At 70.4% G+C, this 20419-nt stretch carries 17 protein-coding genes; 9 read left to right on the top strand and 8 right to left on the bottom strand.

What is annotated here, in order from left to right; translation table 11 throughout:
• Positions 1–10 precede the first annotated feature (10 nt).
• The 6 genes from H2041_RS09380 to H2041_RS09355 form a co-directional block, all read right to left on the bottom strand.
• On the bottom strand, positions 11–1300 hold the full coding sequence (locus H2041_RS09380) for an amidohydrolase family protein (protein WP_293411911.1): 1290 nt from the start codon (positions 1298–1300) through the stop codon (positions 11–13).
• A complete protein-coding gene (locus tag H2041_RS09375; protein WP_293411909.1) occupies positions 1297–2670 on the bottom strand; it encodes an amidohydrolase family protein in 1374 nt (457 codons plus the stop codon). Before H2041_RS09375 ends, H2041_RS09380 begins: the two co-directional genes overlap by 4 nt.
• A complete protein-coding gene (locus tag H2041_RS09370; protein ID WP_293411907.1) occupies positions 2671–3618 on the bottom strand; it encodes an ornithine cyclodeaminase family protein in 948 nt (315 codons plus the stop codon). It lies immediately after the preceding gene.
• Positions 3618–4559, bottom strand: coding sequence for a hypothetical protein (locus tag H2041_RS09365; protein ID WP_293411905.1), 942 nt, complete (start codon positions 4557–4559; stop codon positions 3618–3620). The genes H2041_RS09370 and H2041_RS09365 overlap by 1 nt, the downstream gene beginning before the upstream one ends.
• A gap of 102 nt (positions 4560–4661) precedes the next feature.
• Positions 4662–7607: a TonB-dependent receptor gene (locus tag H2041_RS09360; RefSeq protein ID WP_293411903.1), complete on the bottom strand. Its 2946-nt coding sequence runs from the start codon at positions 7605–7607 to the stop codon at positions 4662–4664.
• Positions 7608–7794: 187 nt separating this feature from the next.
• Entirely contained in the window at positions 7795–8964 is a 1170-nt protein-coding gene (locus H2041_RS09355; protein WP_293411901.1) for a pyridoxal phosphate-dependent aminotransferase, read from the bottom strand.
• A gap of 160 nt (positions 8965–9124) precedes the next feature.
• On the opposite strand from H2041_RS09355, the gene H2041_RS09350 reads away from it, so the two are divergent.
• The 3 genes from H2041_RS09350 (at position 9125) to H2041_RS09340 (ending at position 12543) form a co-directional block, all read left to right on the top strand.
• A complete protein-coding gene (locus tag H2041_RS09350) occupies positions 9125–9607 on the top strand; it encodes an Lrp/AsnC family transcriptional regulator (RefSeq protein ID WP_293411899.1) in 483 nt (160 codons plus the stop codon).
• Between the two features lie 138 nt (positions 9608–9745).
• On the top strand, positions 9746–11005 hold the full coding sequence (locus tag H2041_RS09345; protein WP_293411897.1) for an aminotransferase class V-fold PLP-dependent enzyme: 1260 nt from the start codon (positions 9746–9748) through the stop codon (positions 11003–11005).
• The gene (locus H2041_RS09340) at positions 11005–12543 is read left to right on the top strand and encodes a hypothetical protein (protein WP_293411895.1); all 1539 of its coding nucleotides are present in this window, start codon (positions 11005–11007) and stop codon (positions 12541–12543) included. Before H2041_RS09345 ends, H2041_RS09340 begins: the two co-directional genes overlap by 1 nt.
• Positions 12544–12547: 4 nt before the next feature.
• Here H2041_RS09340 and H2041_RS09335 read toward each other — a convergent pair whose 3' ends face one another.
• A complete protein-coding gene (locus tag H2041_RS09335) occupies positions 12548–13000 on the bottom strand; it encodes an Lrp/AsnC family transcriptional regulator (RefSeq protein WP_293411893.1) in 453 nt (150 codons plus the stop codon).
• A 111-nt stretch (positions 13001–13111) separates the two neighbouring features.
• On the opposite strand from H2041_RS09335, the gene phhA reads away from it, so the two are divergent.
• The 6 genes from phhA to H2041_RS09305 are packed head-to-tail and all read left to right on the top strand — an operon-like array spanning position 13112 to position 19239.
• Positions 13112–13993, top strand: a complete 882-nt coding sequence (gene phhA / locus H2041_RS09330) for a phenylalanine 4-monooxygenase (RefSeq protein ID WP_293411891.1) — start codon at positions 13112–13114, stop codon at positions 13991–13993.
• A complete protein-coding gene (locus H2041_RS09325) occupies positions 13990–15186 on the top strand; it encodes an amino acid aminotransferase (RefSeq protein WP_293411889.1) in 1197 nt (398 codons plus the stop codon). Before phhA ends, H2041_RS09325 begins: the two co-directional genes overlap by 4 nt.
• 6 nt (positions 15187–15192) lie before the next feature.
• Positions 15193–16251, top strand: a complete 1059-nt coding sequence (gene hppD, locus H2041_RS09320) for a 4-hydroxyphenylpyruvate dioxygenase (RefSeq protein WP_293411887.1) — start codon at positions 15193–15195, stop codon at positions 16249–16251.
• Between the two features lie 38 nt (positions 16252–16289).
• The gene (hmgA, locus tag H2041_RS09315) at positions 16290–17570 is read left to right on the top strand and encodes a homogentisate 1,2-dioxygenase (RefSeq protein ID WP_293412000.1); all 1281 of its coding nucleotides are present in this window, start codon (positions 16290–16292) and stop codon (positions 17568–17570) included.
• The gene (gene fahA, locus H2041_RS09310; RefSeq protein ID WP_293411885.1) at positions 17567–18880 is read left to right on the top strand and encodes a fumarylacetoacetase; all 1314 of its coding nucleotides are present in this window, start codon (positions 17567–17569) and stop codon (positions 18878–18880) included. The genes hmgA and fahA overlap by 4 nt, the downstream gene beginning before the upstream one ends.
• Positions 18877–19239, top strand: coding sequence for a Rieske (2Fe-2S) protein (locus H2041_RS09305; protein ID WP_293411883.1), 363 nt, complete (start codon positions 18877–18879; stop codon positions 19237–19239). Before fahA ends, H2041_RS09305 begins: the two co-directional genes overlap by 4 nt.
• Here H2041_RS09305 and H2041_RS09300 read toward each other — a convergent pair whose 3' ends face one another.
• Positions 19240–20415, bottom strand: a complete 1176-nt coding sequence (locus H2041_RS09300; RefSeq protein ID WP_293411881.1) for a nitroreductase family protein — start codon at positions 20413–20415, stop codon at positions 19240–19242.
• Positions 20416–20419 lie beyond the last annotated feature (4 nt).

The raw sequence follows: 20419 nt of genomic DNA, 5'->3' as shown, positions 1-20419 counted from the left end.
GCAGGTCCCTCTAACGTGCGGCGGCGGCTGCGCGCACATCCTCGATGTAGCGGTCACGCAGCAGGCGGCTGCGCGAGGTCAGAGGCTGGACTTCGCCGCCGATGACGACGTGGCGGGCCACCGTGCGGGTCTCCAGCGGATCGCCGCTCCAGACGACGAGGTCGGCGGCCTTGCCCACCTCCAGGGTTCCGGCTTCGTCGGCATAGCCGAACATCTCCGCCGGGTTGCGGGTGATCGCCGCCAGGGCGGCCTCCCACGGCAGGCCGTAGCGGACGGTGCGGCCGGCCAGGAACCGCGGCGTGCGGATCAGGAAGACGATGCGGGCGATGCCGGGCTTGAAGGCGATCTTGACGCCGGCGGCGTGCAGGATGGCGGCGTTCTCGTAGGTCGCGTTGACCGTCTCGAAGGTGAAGGCCTGGTTCTCCTCGGCGTCGAGCACGACGGGAACGCCGGCGGCGGCGATTTCGTCGGCCAGCCGCCAGGCGTCTGCGGCGCCCGACAGGATCACCCGGACCTTCTCGGCGCGCGCCAGGTCCAGCACCATGGCGATGTCCGCCGCGCGGTTGGCCTCCACGAGCAAGGGCGCGCGACCGGCGACGACGGGCCTGAGCGCTTCCAGATCGGCCTGCGAGAGGGAGAGCGCCTCCAGCCTGTCGGGGGTGACGGCGCCCGGCGTGCGGGCGTGGAGCCGGGCGAGCGCGAGCTGTTCGGACACCAGGGTGCGCCAGGCCCCTCGCCCGCCCCCGGCCGCAGCTGCGCCGGCGTCCCCGCCGGAAGCGACGACGGCGACGGCGGCGTCCAGGATCGGCGGCCGCCCCTCGCCCAGGCTGACCAGGGCGGCCTGGCCGGCGAACGCCTTGCGGCCGCCGCTCTTGGAGGCCGGCGGCGGATTTGGCGTGACGACGGCGCGGGTGACGCCCTCCACCCGCGCCTCGGGGATCTGGACGTTGTCGGGGTTGTAGTCGGCCGCAATGCTGAAACCCGCGCTGAGGCGGTCGGCGCTGGAGGTCAGGCCCGGCCAGCCGCTGCCGATCAGGTCGTTCAGGCCGAGCGGCGTGACGGTCGCGACGAGGCCGGGGGTGACGGTCAGACCTGCGCCCTCGATGATCCTCGCCCCCGCCGGCGGCCGCACGTCGCGCCCCAGGGCGGCGATGCGCCCGTCGCGCAGGACGATCGTCCCCTTGGCGATGTCGCCGGCCGGCCCGAGGGTGACGAGGCGCGCATCGACGATGGCCAGGGTCTCGGCGGCGGCCGGCGCCGCGACGGCGAGGATCAGTACAGCCAGCAGGCGGGCGATCACGGCTGGAACTCCGGCGGCTTGCGGACGCCGAGCTCGAAGTCCGAACGCGGCGTCTCGGGCGCGGCGCTGCGGTCGTAGAGCAGAACGCCGTCGATGAAGACCAGATCGGCGCGCGAATAGACGCTGAGCGGATCCTTGTCCCACAGCACGAGGTCCGCCGCCTTGCCGGGTTCCAGCGAGCCGGTTTCGCCGTCGACGCCGAGGATCTTGGCCGGCTGGGAGGTCACCCAGGCGATGGCGTCTTCCTCGGTCACCGGCAGGCCCGCCGCCTGCCCGGCGGCGAGCGCGCGGGCAGCCTCCTGGTTCAGATGCTGCATCAGGGCGACATTGTCGGAGTGCATGGCCACGACCCCGCCCGCGGCCTCGACGAAGGCGGCGTTCTCCACGATGGAGTCGAAGGCCTCCATCTTGTAGCCGAACCAGTCGCCGGCCCAGGTGACGACGGCGATGTCCTCCTCGACCAGCCTGGGCGCGATCTTGAAGGCCTCCAGCGCGTGGTGGAAGGCCGCGATCTTGAAGCCGAACTCGTGGGAGAGCTCGATCATCTGCAGCATCTCGTCGGCGCGGTAGCAGTGGATGTGGACCTTGATATCGCCCTTGAGCGCACCGGCCAGGGTCTCCATCGCCGGATCCTCGGCGCCGGGCTTGGCGGCGTAGGCGCGCGCCGCGGCCCACGTCTTTCGATAGGCCTGCATGGAGCCGGCGCGGGTGCTGGGCTTGCCCGGACCGCCGGTGGGGTTCTCGCCGCAGGCGATCTTCACGCCGTAGGGCGCCCCGGGGAACTTCATCTGCTGGGGCGAAAGCGCCGGCACGTTCTTCACGACCACCGTCCGGCCGTTGAACAGATTGGCCGAGCCCGGGAGAATCTGGATGGTGGTGACGCCCGCCTGCAGGGCGCGTTCGAACATCGGATCCTGCGGCCAGACCGAATGCTCCACCCAGACGCCGCCAGGATTGGGGCCGGACTCGTTGGAGCCGTCGCCATTGGCCTCGGTCGGGCTGGAGCCGACGCCGATATGGGCGTGGGGGTCGACGATGCCCGGCGTCAGAAAGCGTCCGCCGGCGTCGATCACCCGCATGCCGGCCGGCGGCGTCACGTCCGCGCCGACCTCGGCGATGCGCCCGTCGCGCACGATCAGGGCGCCCCTGGCGATCTTCTCACCCGCGCCGGTCAGGATGACGGCGTTGACGATGGCCACCGGCGGCGCGTCGGCCGGCCTGTAGCTGGAGGCGAACGGCGGGTCGCTCTGGGTCAGCGCCTTGGGCGGCTCGCCGGCCGCGGCGGCCGGCGCCGGCGCCGGACCTTGCGTGGCGCAGGCGCAGAGGGACAGGGCGGCCAGCGACAGGGCCAGGGGCGATAGGCGGAGCACTCAGCTCTCCCCGCTGCGATAGAGGGCCTCGGCGGCCGCCAGGTCCTGAACGATGTGGCCGAGTGACTTGTAGACGGTGATCTCCTCCGCCGAACGCCGACCGGCAAGGTCGCCCGCCAGGACCTGACCGATTTCGCCGACGACATGGTCGTCGTCCACCCGGCCGCTCGCCTTGGCGTTCAGGAACTCCGCCCCCTGGGCCAGGACGCCCTCGCGGCTGTCGGCGATGAAGCGCGAGCCCGCCACCAGGTCTTCGTCGGCCTCCGCCGGTCCGGCATAGCTGGAGCCGACGAGATTCACATGCGCGCCGGGCCTCACCCAGCGCCCCATCAGGATCGGCTCGGCGGCGCCGGTGACGGTGCAGATGATGTCGGCGTCCGCGACCGCTTCCTGCGCGGTCACATAGGGCCGCGTACAGACGCCAAGCTCGTGCCAGAGTCGCGCGGCGAAGGCCGAGGCGCGATCGGGCGAGCGCCCCCAGACGGTGATGGACGACAGCGGCCGCACCTTGGCGATGGCGTGGGCGTGGGTGTGGGCCTGCTCGCCATAGCCGAGAATGGCCAGCCGTGTGGCGTCCGGGCGGGCGAGCGCGTCGGTGGCCACGGCGCTGGCGGCCGCGGTGCGGATGGCGGTGATCTCGCCCGCATGGGCGACGCAGACGGGGCGACCGTGCTCGCCGTCGAACAGGACCACCACCCCCTGGTGCGACTGCCGCCCCTTCGCGAAGTTCTCCGGATAGACGCTGACCAGCTTGGCGCCGAAGACGGCGCGCTCCCCGAGCGCGCCCGGCATGACGCCGAAGGCGCGCCCCTCGCCCAGGGGGATGATCGAACGCAGCAGCTGGCGCGTCTGGCCGCGCGAGAAGGCGATCATCGCCTGGCGCACGAGCGGGATGCAGACCTCATAGGTCAGGCGCGCACGCACCTCGTCGCGATCGATGACGCGCATCAGTCCCTCCGCCCGTCGAGCCATGCCACGCAGGCCAGGTCCTGCACGGCGTGACCCAGCGACTTGTAGACCGTGATCTCCTCGGCCGAGGTGCGGCCAGGGAGCCGGCGGGCATAGACCTCGCCGATCTCACCCGCGATGTGGGCGTCGTCCACCCGACCGGCGGCCTTGGCGCGAAGGAACTCGCCGCCATGGACCAGGACGTGCTCGCGATGGTCGACGATGAAGCGGGACATCGCCACCAGCTCGGCATCCGCCTCGGCCTGGGCCGGACCGCTGGAGCCGACCAGGTTGACGTGGGCGCCGGGCGAGACCCAGCCGCCTTCCAGGATCGGATCGGCCGCAGCGCTGACCGTGCAGACGATGTCGGCCCCGGCCACGGCCTCGCGGGCGCCGGCATAGGCGGTCACCGAAAGGCCGGTGCGGCTGCGGACGGCGTCTGCGAAGGCGCCGGCGCGGGCGGCGTCGCGCCCCCAGACGCGCACCTCGCGCAGATCGCGGACCTTGGAGATGGCCTCGATGTGGGCCTCGGCCTGGCGACCGAGCCCGAGAATGGCCAGACGCGCCGCGCCCGTGCGAGCCAGGGCGTCGGTCGCCGCCGCGCTGGCCGCGGCCGTGCGGATGGCGGTCACCTCGCCGGCGTCGGCCAGGCAGAAGAGCACGACCAGCCCCTCATGGCTCTTCCGGCCGCGACCGTCGGCGAAGACGGAGACCAGCTTGGCGCCGAAGACGGCCGGACGGTCGAGGGCGGCAGGCATGATGGCGAAGGTCCGCCCCTCGCCCAGCCCGATGAAGCTGCGCAGAAGCTGGCGCACCTCGCCCGAGGAGAGCGCCGCCATGGCCTGGCGCACAACCGGGATGGCCGCGTCGTAGGTCAGGGCCGAGCGGACCGCCTGGGCGTCCCAGATCCGCAGGCCGGCCGTGGTCACGGCGCCGGTCATCGAGGCCCCCTCTCAAAAAAGACGTGGGCGGCGCCGCCGTGGGGTGGAGGCGCCGCCCTGCGGGAAGCCGGGCGCGAACGGACCCGGCTCCTGCGTTCCTTCTTAGAACCGCGCGGTCACACCCATGAAGTAGTAGCGACCGATGATGTCGCCGTGGGTGCGGGTCGGGTAGGACGGCTCCTCGTCGGTGAAGTTGTTCACCCCGCCGCGCAGCACGTAGGTCCCGAAGTCGTAGGAGGCCGACAGGCTGTGGCGGATGTTGGCGTCGATCAGCCAGTGCTCGCGCTGTTCGATGGTGTCGCCCTGGGCGCTGAGCACCTCGGAGAGGTAGTTCAGCGTGTAGGTCGCCCGCAGCGGACCGCGGCGGTAGCGGGCGTCGAAGCGGCCGCTCCAGTCCGGGATCGCCACCGTATTGTCGGTCCGCGTCAGGTCGAAGCCCGTGACGGAGGTCTCGAGCTTGGCCGTGTGGGTGGCCTCGGCGTTGAGCTCGATCGAGCCCAGGTCGCGATCGCCGAAGAACTGGCCCAGCGGGAAGGCGTAGTTGATGTTGTAGACCTCACCCCGATAGGTGATCTGGCCGGCGTTGAAGGTGGTGTTCAGGGCCGAGATCACATCGCCTTGCGCATTGCGGGTGAAGGTGGCGCAGATCTCGTCCGGACGAACCGTGGAGTCATAGCAGGTCGCCATGAAGTTCTCCGGCGCGAAGGCCGAGAGACCGTCGGTCAGATCCACCTCGACCCGGTCGATGACGATCGTCAGGCCCGGAACGAAGCTCGGCTGGAAGACGACGCCGTAGGTGACCGTGTCGGAGACCTCGTTCTGCAGGTCCCGGTTGCCGCCGGTGGTGACGTTGGCCGAAGAGAAGTTGGTCGAGTCGTTCTGGTGCTGCGTCAGGTCGCCATAGCCGTTCGCCGTCCATTCGGCCTGGCAGTTGGCCTGCCGCACCGAAGGCGCCGGGCCGGCGTTGATATAGCGGAAGTCGCAGGGATCCTGGCCGACGGAGCCCAGGGCCACGCGGGTGGGTGCGAACAGCTGCTCGAGCGTCGGCGCACGGAAGTTGCGGCTCTTCGAGGCGCGGAAGGTCAGGCCGTCGACGACCTCCCACTTCAGGCCCGCGCCCCAGACGGTCTCTTCGCCGGCGATGGAGTGATCGACCCAGCGATAGGCGCCGTTCAGTTCGACCGACTGCGCGAACGGCAGGCTGAAGTCGCCGCCGAGGACGGGCACCAGCACCTCGGCCGACCATTCGTTGGTGTTGTAGCTGGCCGACTGGGCGACCGTGGCCACACCCGAACCCGTGAGGCCGCGCTGCTCGGCTTCCGACGGCGTGAACTTGGCCGACTCTTCGCGGCGCTCGAAGGCCACGCTGAACTGGGCCGGGCCGGCCGGCAGGTCGAACAGTTCGCCGCCCAGGGTGGCGAGATAGTCATCCTGGGTGTTCAGGAACTCTTCGCCGATCGGCGTGGTCACGTAGTTGCGCGCTTCGAAGCTGGCGTTGCCCACCCCGAACGGGTTCAGCGGCGCGCAGGCGGCGTCGTTGTTGGTCGGATCGGCGTCGGCGTTGACCGCGCAGACGATGTTGCCGGCGCTGTCGCGCACGGCGTTGACCGCCTTGTTGAAGTTGGCCGTGATGACGCCCCAGCCTTCTTCCTTGCCCTCGGTCTGGCCGCGGCTGGCCGAGACGCTCCAGTAGAAGTTGCGTTCGCCGATGTCGAAGTCGCCCTCGACGCCGGCCAGGACGCGATAGGTCTCGGTGTTGGTGAGGACTTCCCGCGTCGGCAGCAGGTCATCGCCCCAGACCTTGGAAAGGTACAGCGGCGGACCGCCCGGGCCGAGCGCCGCACGGACCGAGTCGGAGAGGTAGGGGTTGGTGCGGCTGATCGGGATGGCGCCGAAGCCGGTGGCCGCGCCGTTCAAGATCGTGGTGCTGAAGTAGGTCCCGTACGGATTTCGCCCCTCGACCTCGGCGTACATGGCCTCGCCGAAGAGGCGGATGCGGTCGGTCAGGTCGACATGCCCGATGACATTGCCGCTCCAGCGCTCGACGCCCGTGCGCAACGAGGAGATCTCGCGATAGTCCCAGCCCTCTCCGCCGGACGCGAAGGGCACGCCAAACCGCGTCCCGATGTCGTAGGGGATCAGCGACTGGCCATCGGCGCTGAACTGCTGCGGCACGCCGGCCCGGCTGAAGATGAAATCCGGACGGGGCGCCGGCGCGGGCGTGAACAGCAGGCCGTTGTAGTTGAACTCCCAGAAGCGGGCGTTGAACACCTCGGTCACCGCCGGGATGCCGTCGTTCGGCCCCGTGTTCGCCGGATTGGTCGCCGTCAGGCGGCCCAGGTTGGAGATCGGGCGATCGTAGTTCAGCAGGGAGTCGGTCTTCGACCACTCCAGGTTCACCGCGACGTTGGCGCGGTCGTCCAGGAAGTTCTTGCCGCCGGTGACGCGCAGGCTGCCCTGCGGATAGTCCTCACGCGAGGAGATGCCGTAGTAGGCGTCGAGTTCCAGCCCCTCGAAGTTGTCCTTCAGGACGTAGTTGATCACGCCGGCGATGGCGTCGGAGCCGTAGACGGCGGCGCCGCCGGCCTGCACCACGTCGATCCGCTCGATCAGGCCGGTCGGGATGATGTTGGTGTCCACCACCCGGTCGCCCAGCCCTTGCGAGGACGTCACGAAGCGGCGGCCGTTCACCAGGGTCAGCGTCCGGCCCGGGCCGAGGCCGAAGAGGTTGGGGAACTGCTGACCGCTGCCCGAGCTCGCCCCCGAACCGTCAGCCTGCGGATAGGACGGGACGACCGCGGTCATTTCGTTCAGCGCCTGACCCGGGGAGACGAAGCCGCGCTCGGAAATCGACTGGGCGTCGATGACCGTCACCGGAGCCTCGGTGGTCGTCTCGGCGCGCCGGATGCGCGAACCGGTGACGACGATCTCGTCCACCACCTGCGGCTCGGCCGCCGCCGGCGTCTGGGCGCTGGCCGGAGCCGCGGCGAAGGTCGCCATCAGGGCCGCCCCGCCAATCACGCTGGAGGCGAACAGGCGCCCCTTCACTGAACTTCCAACCATCTGATCCCCCAACTGCTCTGTCGATGACTGCCCAAAACCCCAATAGCCGCCCGACTCCGCGGGCTTGGCTTGCCTGAAAGGCTAGTCATGTCCGACCGGCATTTCTTTGCGTAGTCACGCCCTTGGCCTGCCCGACACAGATTGGTCATGCAATGGTCGTGATGCAGACGCATCAGCTATGCGCCGAACGCGGCCGCCGCGAAGCCAGGGCGGCGTGCAACCGGGCAAGGCCGGCATCGAGTTCCCCGGCGTCGCCCCCGAAGCCGACGCGGATGTGGCCCGGAAGGCCGAAGTATTCGCCCGGGGCGACCACCAGTCCGTGCTTGGACCAAAGCTCTTCAGCCAGTGACCGGGTGTCGGAGACGCCGACCACCTGCGGAAAGTACATGCAGCCATAGGGCGGGAGATCGCCGGCCAGCAGGCCGTCGTCGATCATCGCCTGGGCGTGGCGCGCCATGACGGGGCGCGTCTCGGCCAGCACGCCGCGCCAGTGGGCTTCGAACGGCTCGGGCGCCTCCAGCACCAGGGCGGCGACGGCATGGGCCAGCTTGGAGACCCCCAGATCGCCCTGCGGATTGGCCGCCTCGATGCGCGCGACATGCTCCGGCGCGGCCACGAGCCAGCCGCAGCGCAGGGCGAACAGCCCCTGGACCTTGGTCAGGCTGCCGGCGACGATGAATTCCGGCGCCACACGCAGGGCGCTCGCCCCGCCGCCGATGAAGTCGGCATAGACCTCGTCCACCAGGATCGGCGTGCGCGCCTGGCGGGCCACGCGCGCCAGCGCCTCCAGAGCGCCCTCGTCGAGCGCGGCGCCCGAGGGGTTGTGCAACTGGGTCAGGATGATCAGCCGGGTGTCCGGGCCGATGGCCGCGGCCAGCTCGCCAGGGTCGACCCCGAAGGCGGGCGGACGGCGGCTGACATAGGAAATTCGCGCCCCGGCGTCCTGCGCCAGTTGCGGCAGCAGGTCGAAGCATGGCGTCTCGACCACCACGTGGTCGCCTGGCCGCACGAAGGCGCGGATGGCCATGGCCATGGCCGAGGTCGCGCCGGTGGCGGCGATGACCTGGCCCGGCGACACGCCGTGGCGCGACGCGACCGCGCGGGCGACATAGCGGTTGCCGGCCGAGAAGACGCTCTCGTACCGGTCCGTCACCGGACCGGCGAAGGCCTTGCGGACGACCTGCGCCAGGAGCTCGGTGGGCTCGCGAATGGTGGAGTCGAAGAGAAGGGCCGCCTTGGGCTCGGCGGCGACCCGCGCCAGCACCGAGCGCACCCAGCGAGGATAGCTGTCGGCCGGACGGGGGGATGCTTCGCGGCCCTGCGCCGCGCTGGAAAATGTCACGCCGTCCCCCGTCCCTACTGCATGCCTCGCAGCGCAGAACGCCCGCTGGAGAGCATAGGCGATGCTAATCCGGGCTCAGGGTTTTTCTTGTCTTTGTGGTGCTTGACACCGGCGGGGCGCGCATTCGCTATGCATCTCTAAGCTGGGAGGCACATAAGGTATGCCGTTCACTCTCGACGCGATCGACATCAAGATCCTCGACCTGATGCAGCGCGACGCTTCGCTGTCGACCGCCGAGCTCGCCGAGCGCGTCGGCCTGTCGCAATCGCCCTGCTGGCGGCGCATCCAGCGCCTGCGCGAGGAAGGGTACATCAAGGCCGTGGTGGCCATCGTCGACCACCAGAAGCTCGGCTTCACCATGCAGATCTTCGCCCAGGTGAAGATGACGACCCTGACCGAGGAGGAGCGGGAAAACTTCTACAAGGCGATCCACAACATCCCGGAGATCCTGGAATGCTGGACCGTGTTCGGCGAGATGGACGCCATGCTGAAGATCATGGCCCCGGACGTCTCCTGGTATCAGGACTTCATCTTCGCGGTGCTGCTGAAGCTGCCCGGTGTTGTCGACGTGCGCTCGATCGTGACCCTGGCCGAGTCCAAGAGCACGACGGCCGTACCGCTGCGGGCGCGTCAATTCCGATAGACGCCGATCGCCAGATCATACGCCGCGGCGCCTTCCGGGCTGGCGCATAAACAATGCCGGCTGCGGACGCCGCGCGATCCACTCCGCAAGGATAATCCCGTGGCCGGCGGCTAAGCTGCCGCCGTCCGAGGAGGTGTGATGGACTTCACCCGACGCGCCCTGGTCGCCGCTGCGGCCGCCACGCCGGCCCTGGGCGCCGGCGCCGCCCGCGCCGAGACGGCGTCGCCGCCGCCCCTGCCGACGGAGCTTCCCGCCAGGTCGGCCTTCGCCGAGATGCCCTTCGTCTATCTGGATTCCGGCGCCACGCATCCGATGCCATTGGCGGCGAAGGCGGCGCTTTCCGACTACCTCGCCTACAAGACCCGGGCGAAGGGTGCGCCCGACCTCGACATGGGCGAACTCCAAAAGACCATGGTGGAGAACTTCGCCGCCCTGGTGGGCGGGACGGCCGACGAGATCGCCGTCATCCAGTCCACGACCATGGGCGAGAACCTGGTCCTGCAGGCGCTCGGCATCCCGGCCTCGGGCGGTCGGATCGTCACCGACGCCCTGCACTTCTTCGGCTCCTACTACACCTATGGCCGCCTCGGCGAAGCCGGCATGGACGTCGTCACCCTACCCATGACGCCTGAGGGCAAGACCGACATGGACGCCATGGCCGCGGCCATCGACGGCAAGACGAAGCTGGTGGCGATCAGCGCCGTCTCCACGGTCAACGGCTTTCAGCACGACCTCAAGGCGGTCTGCGACCTGGCTCACGCCCACGGGGCCTACGTCTATGTCGACCTGGCCCACGCCGCCGGGACTGTGCCGCTGGACCTGCGGGCGGCGGGCGTCGATTTCGCGGCGACCTCTTCCTACAAGTGGCTGATGGGCGACTTCGGCCTGGGCTTCCTCTATGCGCGCAAGGAGGTGCTCTCCGAAATCGCGCGGCCGTGGTGGGGCTATCATCAGGTCTCGCGCTTCACCTCCCACGTCCTGCCCTACGATCCGCCCGGCGAGACGGTGGCCGACTACGCCGCTTCGGAGACGGCGGAGGGCTACTTCGCCATGGGCACGACCTCGTGGACGGGCGTGGTGCAGCTCGCCACCACCCTGCCCTGGATCCGCCAGCTCGACGTCGCCCGCATCCAGGCCTGGCGGCAGCCCCTGGCGGACGCCGTGCAGACCGAGCTGCGCGGCCGCGGCTACGAACCGCTGACGCCGATGGGAAGCCCAACGCCGCTCGTCGCCTTCGCGCTGAAGGACGCCTACGGCAAGCTCGGCCCGCTCCTGCGCGAGAAGGACGTGCGGATCACCGTCTCGCGCAATCGGTTCCGCGTCTCGCTGTCCGTCTTCAACGACATGAACGACCTCGACCGGCTGTTCGCCGCCCTGCCCAAGGCGCCGCCGGCGTGATGCGCAGGCTCCTTCTCGCCGCAGCCCTCATCTGCGCCGCCCCGCCCTCAGTCGCCCAGGACATGACGCTGGTGACCTCTCCGGACGGCGCGGCGCGATCGCAGGCGCCGGTTCCCGCGCCGCAGCGCTTCGTCACCCGCCACCGCACGACGATCCGCGGAAAGACGATCGACTATGTGGCCACGGCCGGCGAGACGCACCTGTTCAACGCCGCGGGCGATCCCGTCGCCAGCCTCTTCGCCTTCTCCTATGTGAAGGACGGCCCCCGCGAGCCCGACCGCCCGGTGATGTTCGTCTTCAACGGAGGTCCCGGCTCATCGTCCCTCTGGCTGCACATGGGCGCCGTCGGACCGCGCCGCGTCGTGCTGGACCAGGAGGTGAACCCCGCCAACGTCCCGCCGTTCGGCGTGGCGGACAATCCCGACAGCCTGCTGGACGTCGCCGACCTGGTCTTCATCGACCCTGTCGGCACGGGCTACAGCCGCGCCATCGGGGCCGGAAGGCCGGAGGACTTCTGGGGGGTCGATCAGGACGCCGACTCCGTCGCCCAGTTCATCGAGCTCTGGCTGTCCGAAAACGGCCGCTGGACCTCGCCCAAGTTCCTGATGGGCGAGAGCTATGGCAGCGTCCGCGCCGCCCTCCTGCCCCGCGCCCTGATGGGCGGGCCCACCTATGTGGGCGTCATGCGCGGGATCACCGTCAACGGCGTCGTGCTGCTGGGCACGACGCTGGGCGGGCGAGGCGGACCGCCGGATCCGGACCGCGCCGTATCCTCGGCGGCGAGCGATCTGACCGCCCAGGCCGCCACCGCCTGGGCGCACGGGCGAACCGCGCATCAGGCGAGCGCCCTGCCCGCCTTCCAGGCCGAGGTGGAGGCGTTCGCCCGCGGCGCCTATTCGGACGCCCTGCGCGCCGAGCGGTCCGGCGCGCTGAGCCCCGGCGCGCGCGCCGCCGTCGTTCGGACGCTGACCGGCTATACGGGGCTGCCGGCCACCGCCTACGCCGAAAGCCTGGCCGTGCCGAGCGGCGCCTTCGCCCGTACCCTGCTGGCCGACCAGGGGCTGGCGCTCGGCCTCTACGACGGCCGCTACACCCTGCCGCTGGAGCCGACAGGCGGCGAGCCGGTCGCCGACGATCCGGCCATGACCCGCTATGTCCCCGGCTTCGTCGCCGCGTTTCACCAGATGCTCCGCGACGACCTGAAGGTTGTGATGAAGCGGCCCTATGGCGCCATCGTCTGGAAGGACCTGCTGGCCAACTGGAAATGGGACCGCGCCCAGGTCGCGCCGGGCCAGAGCTTCGCCCAGGACCTGGCCATCGCCATGCGCCGCAATCCGGACCTGCGGGTGCTGGTGGCCTCCGGCCACTACGACCTCGTCACCACGCCAGCGGCCGCGCGGCGGCAGATCGAGGAGGCCGGCCTTCCGTCCGACCGCGTGACCTTCAAGGACTACCCGTCGGGCCACATGCTCTATCTGGGCGACACGGCCGCGGCCTTCTCCGACGACGTGCGGGCCCTGATCGCGGCGGCGAAGTAGCGGCTCAGACCGGCAGGGCCGTGGTGTACTTCACCTGGCTCATGGCGAAGTGCGAGGCCGAGGTCGCCACATTCGGGTGGTTCAGCAGCTCGCGCATCAGGAACCGCTCGTAGCCGGCCACATCGGCGACGACGATGCGCATCAGATAGTCCCACTCGCCGGACATGGAGTAGCACTCCATGATCTCCGGCCGGCCGCGCAGATAGGTCTCCAGCTCGCGCCGGGCCTCCGGGTCGTGCGACTTGGCGCGGATCTGCAGCATGACGCTGACGCCCCGGGCCACGGCCTGCGGATCGACCAGCCGCACGGGCTTCATCAGCACACCGGCCTCCTCCAGCGCCTTGATCCGTCGCCAGCAGGAGGTGGGCGAGGCGCCGACCCGCTCGGCCAGGGCCGCGTGGCTGAGAGTCGCGTCCTCCTGCAGGGCGCGCACCAGCTTGCGGTCGATCTCGTCCATGGCGACCATCGTTTCGCCCCTCGCGGAATTTGAGAAATCTCATTCCGAATATCATCGAGTTCGCCTAAAGTCTGAAACCCCTTTTCGCTCGTTTGCGCGCAAACTTGTCGCATGAGCGATGGCAGCGCACATCCTTTGACGACTCCGCCCGCTGGCGCGGCGGCGGACTGGACCATCCCGCAGGGCTGGGCCGACTACACGGCGGATGAACACGCCATGTGGGACCGGCTGTTCGCGCGCCAGTCGCAGATGCTGCCGGGCCGCGCGAGCGAGGCCTTCCTGAAGGGCCTCGACGTCCTTCGCCTGTCCAAGCCCGGCATTCCCGACTTCGACGAGTTGTCGGAGCGCCTGACCAAGGCCACCGGCTGGCGGGTGGTCGCCGTGCCGGGCCTCGTGCCCGACGACGTCTTCTTCCGGCACCTGGCCAATCGCACCTTCGTCGCCGGCCGCTTCATCCGGCGTCCCGACCAGATGGACTATCTGCAGGAGCCGGACGTCTTCCACGACGTCTTCGGCCATGTGCCCCTGCTCGCAGACCCCGTCTTCGCCGACTACATGCAGGCCTATGGCGAGGGCGGCCTGAAGTCCCTGGGCCTGGGGGCCCTGCACCGACTGGCGCGCCTCTACTGGTACACGGTCGAATTCGGCCTCGTGCGCGAGGCCGGGGCCTTGCGCATCTATGGCGCCGGCATCGTCTCCAGCTATGGCGAGTCCGTCTTCGCCCTGGACGATCCCTCGCCCAACCGGGTGGGCTTCGACATCGGCCGTGTGATGCGCACGCCCTACCGCATCGACGACTACCAGCAGACCTATTTCGTCATCGAGAGCTTCGAAGACCTCCTGCGCCAGACGCTGGAGGCCGACCTCGCCCCGCTCTACCGCCAGCTGGAAACCGCCCCGGACCTCGACCTCGCCACGCTGCAGCCGGGCGATGCGGTGCTGACCCGGGGGACCCAGCACTACGCCCGATCCAAACAGGAGACCGCGAGATGACCACCGCTGTCGCGGCCCGTTCCGACGCCCTCTTCGAAGGCCTGACGCCGCAACCGCCGGACGTTGTGCTGTCGCTGATCCGCGCCTTCGCCGAGGACCCGCGCGAAGGCAAGATCGACCTCGGCGTCGGCGTATACAGGGACGCGGCCGGCCGCACCCCCGTCTTCGCCGCCATGAAGGCCGCCGAGGCGCGGCTGCTGGCGACGCAGGAGACCAAGTCTTACCTGGGGCCGGAGGGCGACTTCGGCTTCCTTGAGGCCATCGCTCCGATCGCCTTTGGCCAGAGCCTTTCGGCCGTCTGCATGTTCGGCGTGCAGACGCCCGGCGGCACCGGCGCTCTGCGCCTGGCCGCGGAGCTGGCCAATGCGGGCCGCCCCGGCGCACGCATCTGGCTCGGAACGCCGAGCTGGCCCATCCACAGCCAGATCTTCGCCGAGGCCGGCCTGACCGTCCGCACCTTCGAGCAGTACGACGCCTTCGAGCAGCGTCTGATGTTCGAAGAGATGATGACGGCGCTCGGCCGGGCCGAGGCCGGCGACGTCGTCCTGCTGCACGGCTGCTGCCACAACCCCTCGGGCGCCGATCCCAGCGCCGAACAGTGGCGGCAGATCGCGACCCTGGTCGCCGAGCGCGGCCTCGTCCCCCTGATCGATCTCGCCTACCAGGGGCTGGGCGACGGGCTCGAACCCGACGCCGCAGGCTTGCGCGCCGTGCTGGCCGCCTGCGAGACGGCCATGGTCGCCTATTCCTGCGACAAGAGCTTCGGCCTCTATCGCGAGCGGACCGGCGCCCTCTTCGTCCGCGCCGGCCGTCACCAGGAAGCGGCGCGCACCAATGTGCTGAAGTTCGCCCGATGCGCCTGGTCCATGCCGCCCGACCACGGCGCTGCGGCCGCCCGCATCATCCTGGAGGACGAGGCGCTGTCCGCCGAGTGGCGCGCGGAGCTGGAGACCTGCCGGCGGCGCCTGGCCTCGGTGCGCCAGGCCCTCGCCGAGGCCGAGCCGCGCCTGGCGGCCATCGGCGAGCAGAAGGGCATGTTCTCCATCCTGCCGCTCACGCCCGACCAGGTCGGCCGGATGCGCCAGGACTTCGGCGTCTACATGCTCGGCAACGGCCGCATCAACCTGGCCGGTCTCACCCCTTCCAACATCCCCGCCTTCGTCCGCGCCTTCCGCGCCTGCGCAGAGGAGTAGTCCGTCATGACCATCACCCCTGAGAACCCGCTCGGCCTGGACGGCTTCGAGTTCGTCGAATTCACCAGCCCCGATCCGGCGCGCATGAAGGCGCTGATCGAGCAGATGGGCTTCACCGCCTATTCCAGGCACAAGACCAAGGACGTGGTCCGCTACAAGCAGGGCCGCATCAACCTGCTGGTCAACCAGGAGCAGGCGGGCCAGGTCGCCGAGTTCCGCGCCGCCCACGGCCCCTCAGCCAACGGCATGGCCTTCCGCGTGGCCAATGCGAAGAGCGCCTATGAGACCGCGCTCGCGCGCGGCGCCAAGGCGGCCGATGCCTCCCAGGGCGTCCTGGGCGAGGGTTCCTATGCGCTGGAAGGCATCGGCGGCTCGCTGCTCTATCTGGTCGACGCGGCCGACCTCTACGCCGACTGGGAGGCCGTTCCCGGCGCGGCCGAGGCCGAGCGGGTCAACAGCGTCGGCCTCGACCTGCTCGACCACCTGACCCACAATGTGCGCCGCGGCCAGATGCGCACCTGGTCGAGCTTCTACAATCAGATCTTCGGTTTCGAGGAGCAGAAGTACTTCGACATCAAGGGCCAGGCGACCGGCCTCTTCAGCCAGGCGATGATCGCGCCCGACAAGGCCATCCGCATCCCGCTGAACGAAAGCCAGGACGACAAGAGCCAGATCGAGGAGTTCATCCGCGAGTACAATGGCGAAGGCATCCAGCACCTGGCGCTGACCACCGACGACATCTTCGAGACGGTGGAGAAGCTGCGCGCCCGCGGCGTGAAGCTTCAGGACACCATCGAGACCTATTACGAGCTGGTCGACAAGCGCGTGCCCGGCCATGGCGAGGACCTGGAGCGGCTGAAGAAGAACCGCATCCTGATCGACGGCGACGTGGAGAAGGAGGGCATCCTCCTGCAGATCTTCACCGAGAACCTGTTCGGGCCGATCTTCTTCGAGATCATCCAGCGCAAGGGCAACGAGGGCTTCGGGAACGGCAACTTCCAGGCGCTGTTCGAGTCCATCGAGCTGGACCAGATCCGGCGCGGCGTCATCAAGGTCGAGGCGTAGAGACGAACGTGAGCACCACGCGCGGGGCGAACGCCCCCCTGGCCTACCAGAGCGGCTTCGGGAACAGCTTTTCCACCGAGGCCGTCGCCGGCGCCCTGCCCGAAGGCCGCAACTCGCCCCAGCGGCCGGCCTTCGGCCTCTACGCCGAGCAGCTCTCGGGCGCGGCCTTCACCGCGCCGCGGTGCGAGAACCGCCGTTCGTGGCTCTATCGCCTGCGCCCCTCGGCCGGCCATCCGCCCTATCGCCCCTACCGAGGCGCCGGCCTCCTGCGGTCGGGTCCGTTCGACGAGGTCCCGCCCTCGCCCAACCGGCTGCGGTGGGATCCGCCGGAGATCGCCGAGGGCGTCGATTTCGTGGACGGTCTGGTGACCTATGCCGGCGCGGGCGATCCGGCGGCCCAGGCCGGGATCGCGGTCCACCTCTACGCCGCCGACCGGTCCATGACGGACCGCGTCTTCTATGACGCCGACGGCGAGCTGCTGATCGCGCCGCAGCAAGGGCTGCTCCGGCTGGCGACCGAGCTTGGACGCCTGGAGGTGTCGCCGGGCGAGATCGCCCTGGTCCCCCGCGGCGTCCGCTTCCGCGTCGAGCTCTCCGGCCCCTCGCGCGGCTATGTCTGCGAGAACTACGGCGCGCCCTTCCGCCTGCCGGAGCTCGGCCCCATCGGCGCCAACGGCCTGGCCAATGCGCGGGACTTCCTCTCACCCGTCGCCTGGTACGAGGACCGCGAAGCGCCCGTCGAGGTGGTCCAGAAGTTCCAGGGCGGCCTCTGGACGACCACGCTCGACCATTCGCCGCTCGACGTGGTCGCCTGGCACGGCAACCTGGCGCCGGTGAAGTACGACCTGGCCCGGTTCAACACCATGGGCACGGTCAGCTTCGATCATCCGGACCCGTCCATCTTCACCGTCCTGACCTCGCCGTCCGAGGTTCCGGGCACGGCCAACTGCGACTTCGTCATCTTCCCGCCGCGCTGGATGGTGGCGGAGGACACCTTCCGGCCGCCCTGGTTCCACCGCAACGTCATGAGCGAGTTCATGGGGCTGATCCATGGCCAGTACGACGCCAAGGCCGGCGGCTTCGCGCCCGGCGGGGCCTCCCTGCACAACTGCATGAGCGCGCACGGTCCCGACCGCGAGAGCCACGCCAAGGCCACGGCCGCCGAACTCGCCCCCCACAAGATCACAGACACCATGGCCTTCATGTTCGAGAGCCGCTTCGTCTTCCGCCCGACCCGCTTCGCCATGGAGACGCCCCTGCTGCAGGCCGACTACGACGCCTGCTGGGACGGCTTCGAAAAGGCGGAGGTCCGCCCGTGAGCGTCCAGATCGACGAAACCCACGATCCGTCCCGCCGAAGCTGGGTCGCCTCGGCGCAGGGCTCGGACTTCCCGATCCAGAACCTGCCGTTCGGCGTCTTCAGTCCCAAGGGCGGCCGTCCGCGCGGCGGCGTCGCCATCGGCGACCGCATCCTCGACCTGTCTCTGGCCGCCCGTTCGGGCCTGCTCAGCGGAGAGGCCCGGGCCGCGGCCGAGGCCGCCGCGGGCGAGACGCTGAACGCCCTGCTCGGCCTGGGCGCCGGACCGCGCCGGGCCCTGCGCCGCCGGCTCTCGGACCTGCTGACCGAAGGCGCGCCGGACCGGGCGGAGGTGGAGACCTGGCTCTACGCCGCCGCCGACTGCGAGTTGCGCCTGCCCTGCGCCATCGGCGACTACACCGACTTCTACGCCGGCATCCATCACGCCCTGAACGTCGGCCGGCAGTTCCGCCCCGACAATCCGCTGCTGCCCAACTACAAGCACGTGCCCATCGGCTATCACGGCCGCGCCTCCTCGGTCCGCGTCTCTGGCGCAGCCGTGCGCAGGCCCAACGGCCAGCAGAAGGCGCCCGAGGCCGACGCCCCCGTGTTCGGCCCGGCCAGGCGCCTCGACCTGGAGCTGGAGCTCGGCGTTTGGATCGGCCCCGGCAATGCGCTGGGCGAGCCCGTCCCCATCGGCGAGGCCGACGCCCACATCGCCGGCCTCTGCCTGCTCAACGACTGGTCGGCGCGGGACCTTCAGGCCTGGGAGTACCAGCCTCTCGGCCCCTTCCTGGCCAAGAACTTCATGACCACGGTCTCGCCCTGGATCATCACCGCCGAAGCGCTGGCCCCGTTCCGTACGGCCCAGCCGAAGCGGCCCGAGGGCGATCCGGCGCCCCTGCCCTATCTGATGGACGAGGCCGACCAGGCGAGCGGCGCCTACGCCCTGGAGCTGGAGGCGCTGATCCGCACCCGCGCCATGCGCGAGGCCGGAGTGCCGGCGCATCGGCTGGGCAAGGGACCGGCCACCAACCTCTACTGGACTATGGCCCAGCTCGTGACCCACCACACGGTCGGCGGCTGCGACCTGCGCCCCGGCGACCTCTTCGGCTCGGGCACCATCTCCACGCCCGACGACAGCGGCCTGGGCAGCCTGCTGGAGCTGACCCGCGGCGGCAAGGAACCGCTCACCCTGCCGAACGGCGAGACGCGAACCTTCCTGGAGGACGGCGACGAGCTGATCCTGGCCGGCCGCGCTGTGGCCGAGGGCCTTGTCGCCATCGGCTTTGGTCCCTGCTCAGGCGTGGTCGCGCCGGCCCCGAAGGCGTGAACGCGCCCGCCCGCATCCACAAGACGCCCGCAGGCGTGACGCTCGGCCCCCTCGACCTGATCGCCGAGGGGGCGGCGCGCAACTTCGTCCTGCAGATCGGCGAGGCCTATTTCCACGGCTTCGCCGTGCGCCTGGGCGAGGAGGTTCGCGGCTATGTCGACCGCTGCCCCCACGCCGGCCTGCCGCTGGCCCAGACGCTCGACGAGTATCTGACGCCCTCCGGCGACCTCATCGCCTGCAGCTGGCACGGCGCCCTCTTCGACCCCGAAACCGGCGCCTGCGTCGGTGGGCCGTGCGTGGGCGCCAGGCTCACGCCCTGGCCGCTCGAGGTGCGTGGGGGGATGATCGTCACCGCCTGATCAGGCGCCCTGCAGATCCACCCACTCCAGGGGACGGCGCGCGGCATGCGGCACGGCCTTGAGCGGGCGGCCGAAGCGGAAGGCGAAGGTGAGCCGGCCCCCGCCGCCGGCGAGTTCCGCCACCCGCTTCCCCCAAGGGCCGTCCCGGCCGAGCTGGCGGTCGCGATCCGCCATTTCCGGAACCTGGTTCAGGGGCTGAGCGGCCAGCCCCTCGGCCGTGAAAGCCAGGTGCAGCCGCTGCCAAAGCCGCCCGGCGGCGATCTGCCCCGCACGGTCGTCGAGGTCGTCCACCAGGATCCAGCCGAAGCCGCCCGCGCCGGCCAGCTGGTCCTTCGTCGAGGCCAGCCAGTAGCGCCCGGACGTTGCGGCGTCGACCGGAGGCAGCATCTGGCCAAGCGCCGTCATCACCGGCGAGAGCCCTGCCGTGGCCACCGAGACGCCGTCCCGGTGTTCGGCCACCTCGCGCGCCGTGTTGCGGAACCACACGTGGCCGTCCCGGCTCATCTGCGCGTCGGCGTTGATCGCCTCCGTCGCCTCCAGCGTCATGGCGGCCAGGCGACGCCCCGCCTCGGTCTCCCGCCCGGTCAGCACGATCCGGGCGCCGGCCACAGGCCCGGTCAGGGCCAGAACACGCTCGATCTGATCCGGCGCGACGGGCGCCGGATCGTAGGGCGCGCGGTTGGTCCGCCGCTCCGCCAGGGCCGCCGCCAGCGGGTGCGGGGCCACGGCGGCGCGCGCGATCGACGCCTCGATCCGCCCCGCCCCGGCGGCGCCCGACCAGGCGATCTGCGGCTCGGCCAGCGCAAGGCCCAGCCCGGGCGCGGCGACTTCCGCCGCCCCGAAGGCGCCGCCAAGGCCGATCCACATTTCGCGCCGGAAGGGGTCGAAGGCGCCGAGGTGACGCGCCTCGTCCGCCTCGACGACCAGCGCGGCGTCGGACAGGCCGACGCGCCACGGCTGGGTGTTGTGCGGATTGGAGGCCAGGATCGCCGCGGCGCACAGGCCCTCGCGCTCGCCAGGGCCGTACTGACCCAAGCTGAACCAGGGCGCAAAGGGCGCGGGGTCCTGATAGATCAGACCGGCCTCATGGGCCCGCCACCCCGCACCGGCCGCGCCGATGGCGGCGGCGCCGCCGCCGACGGCCGTGGCCGTCACCAGAAACCGCCTGCGATCCATGGTC

This window comes from Phenylobacterium sp. (assembly GCF_013911965.1).
Taxonomy (GTDB): Bacteria; Pseudomonadota; Alphaproteobacteria; order Caulobacterales; family Caulobacteraceae; genus Phenylobacterium.
Note: the sequence above shows the minus strand (reverse complement) of the source record. Positions and strands in the feature narration are given on the sequence as shown.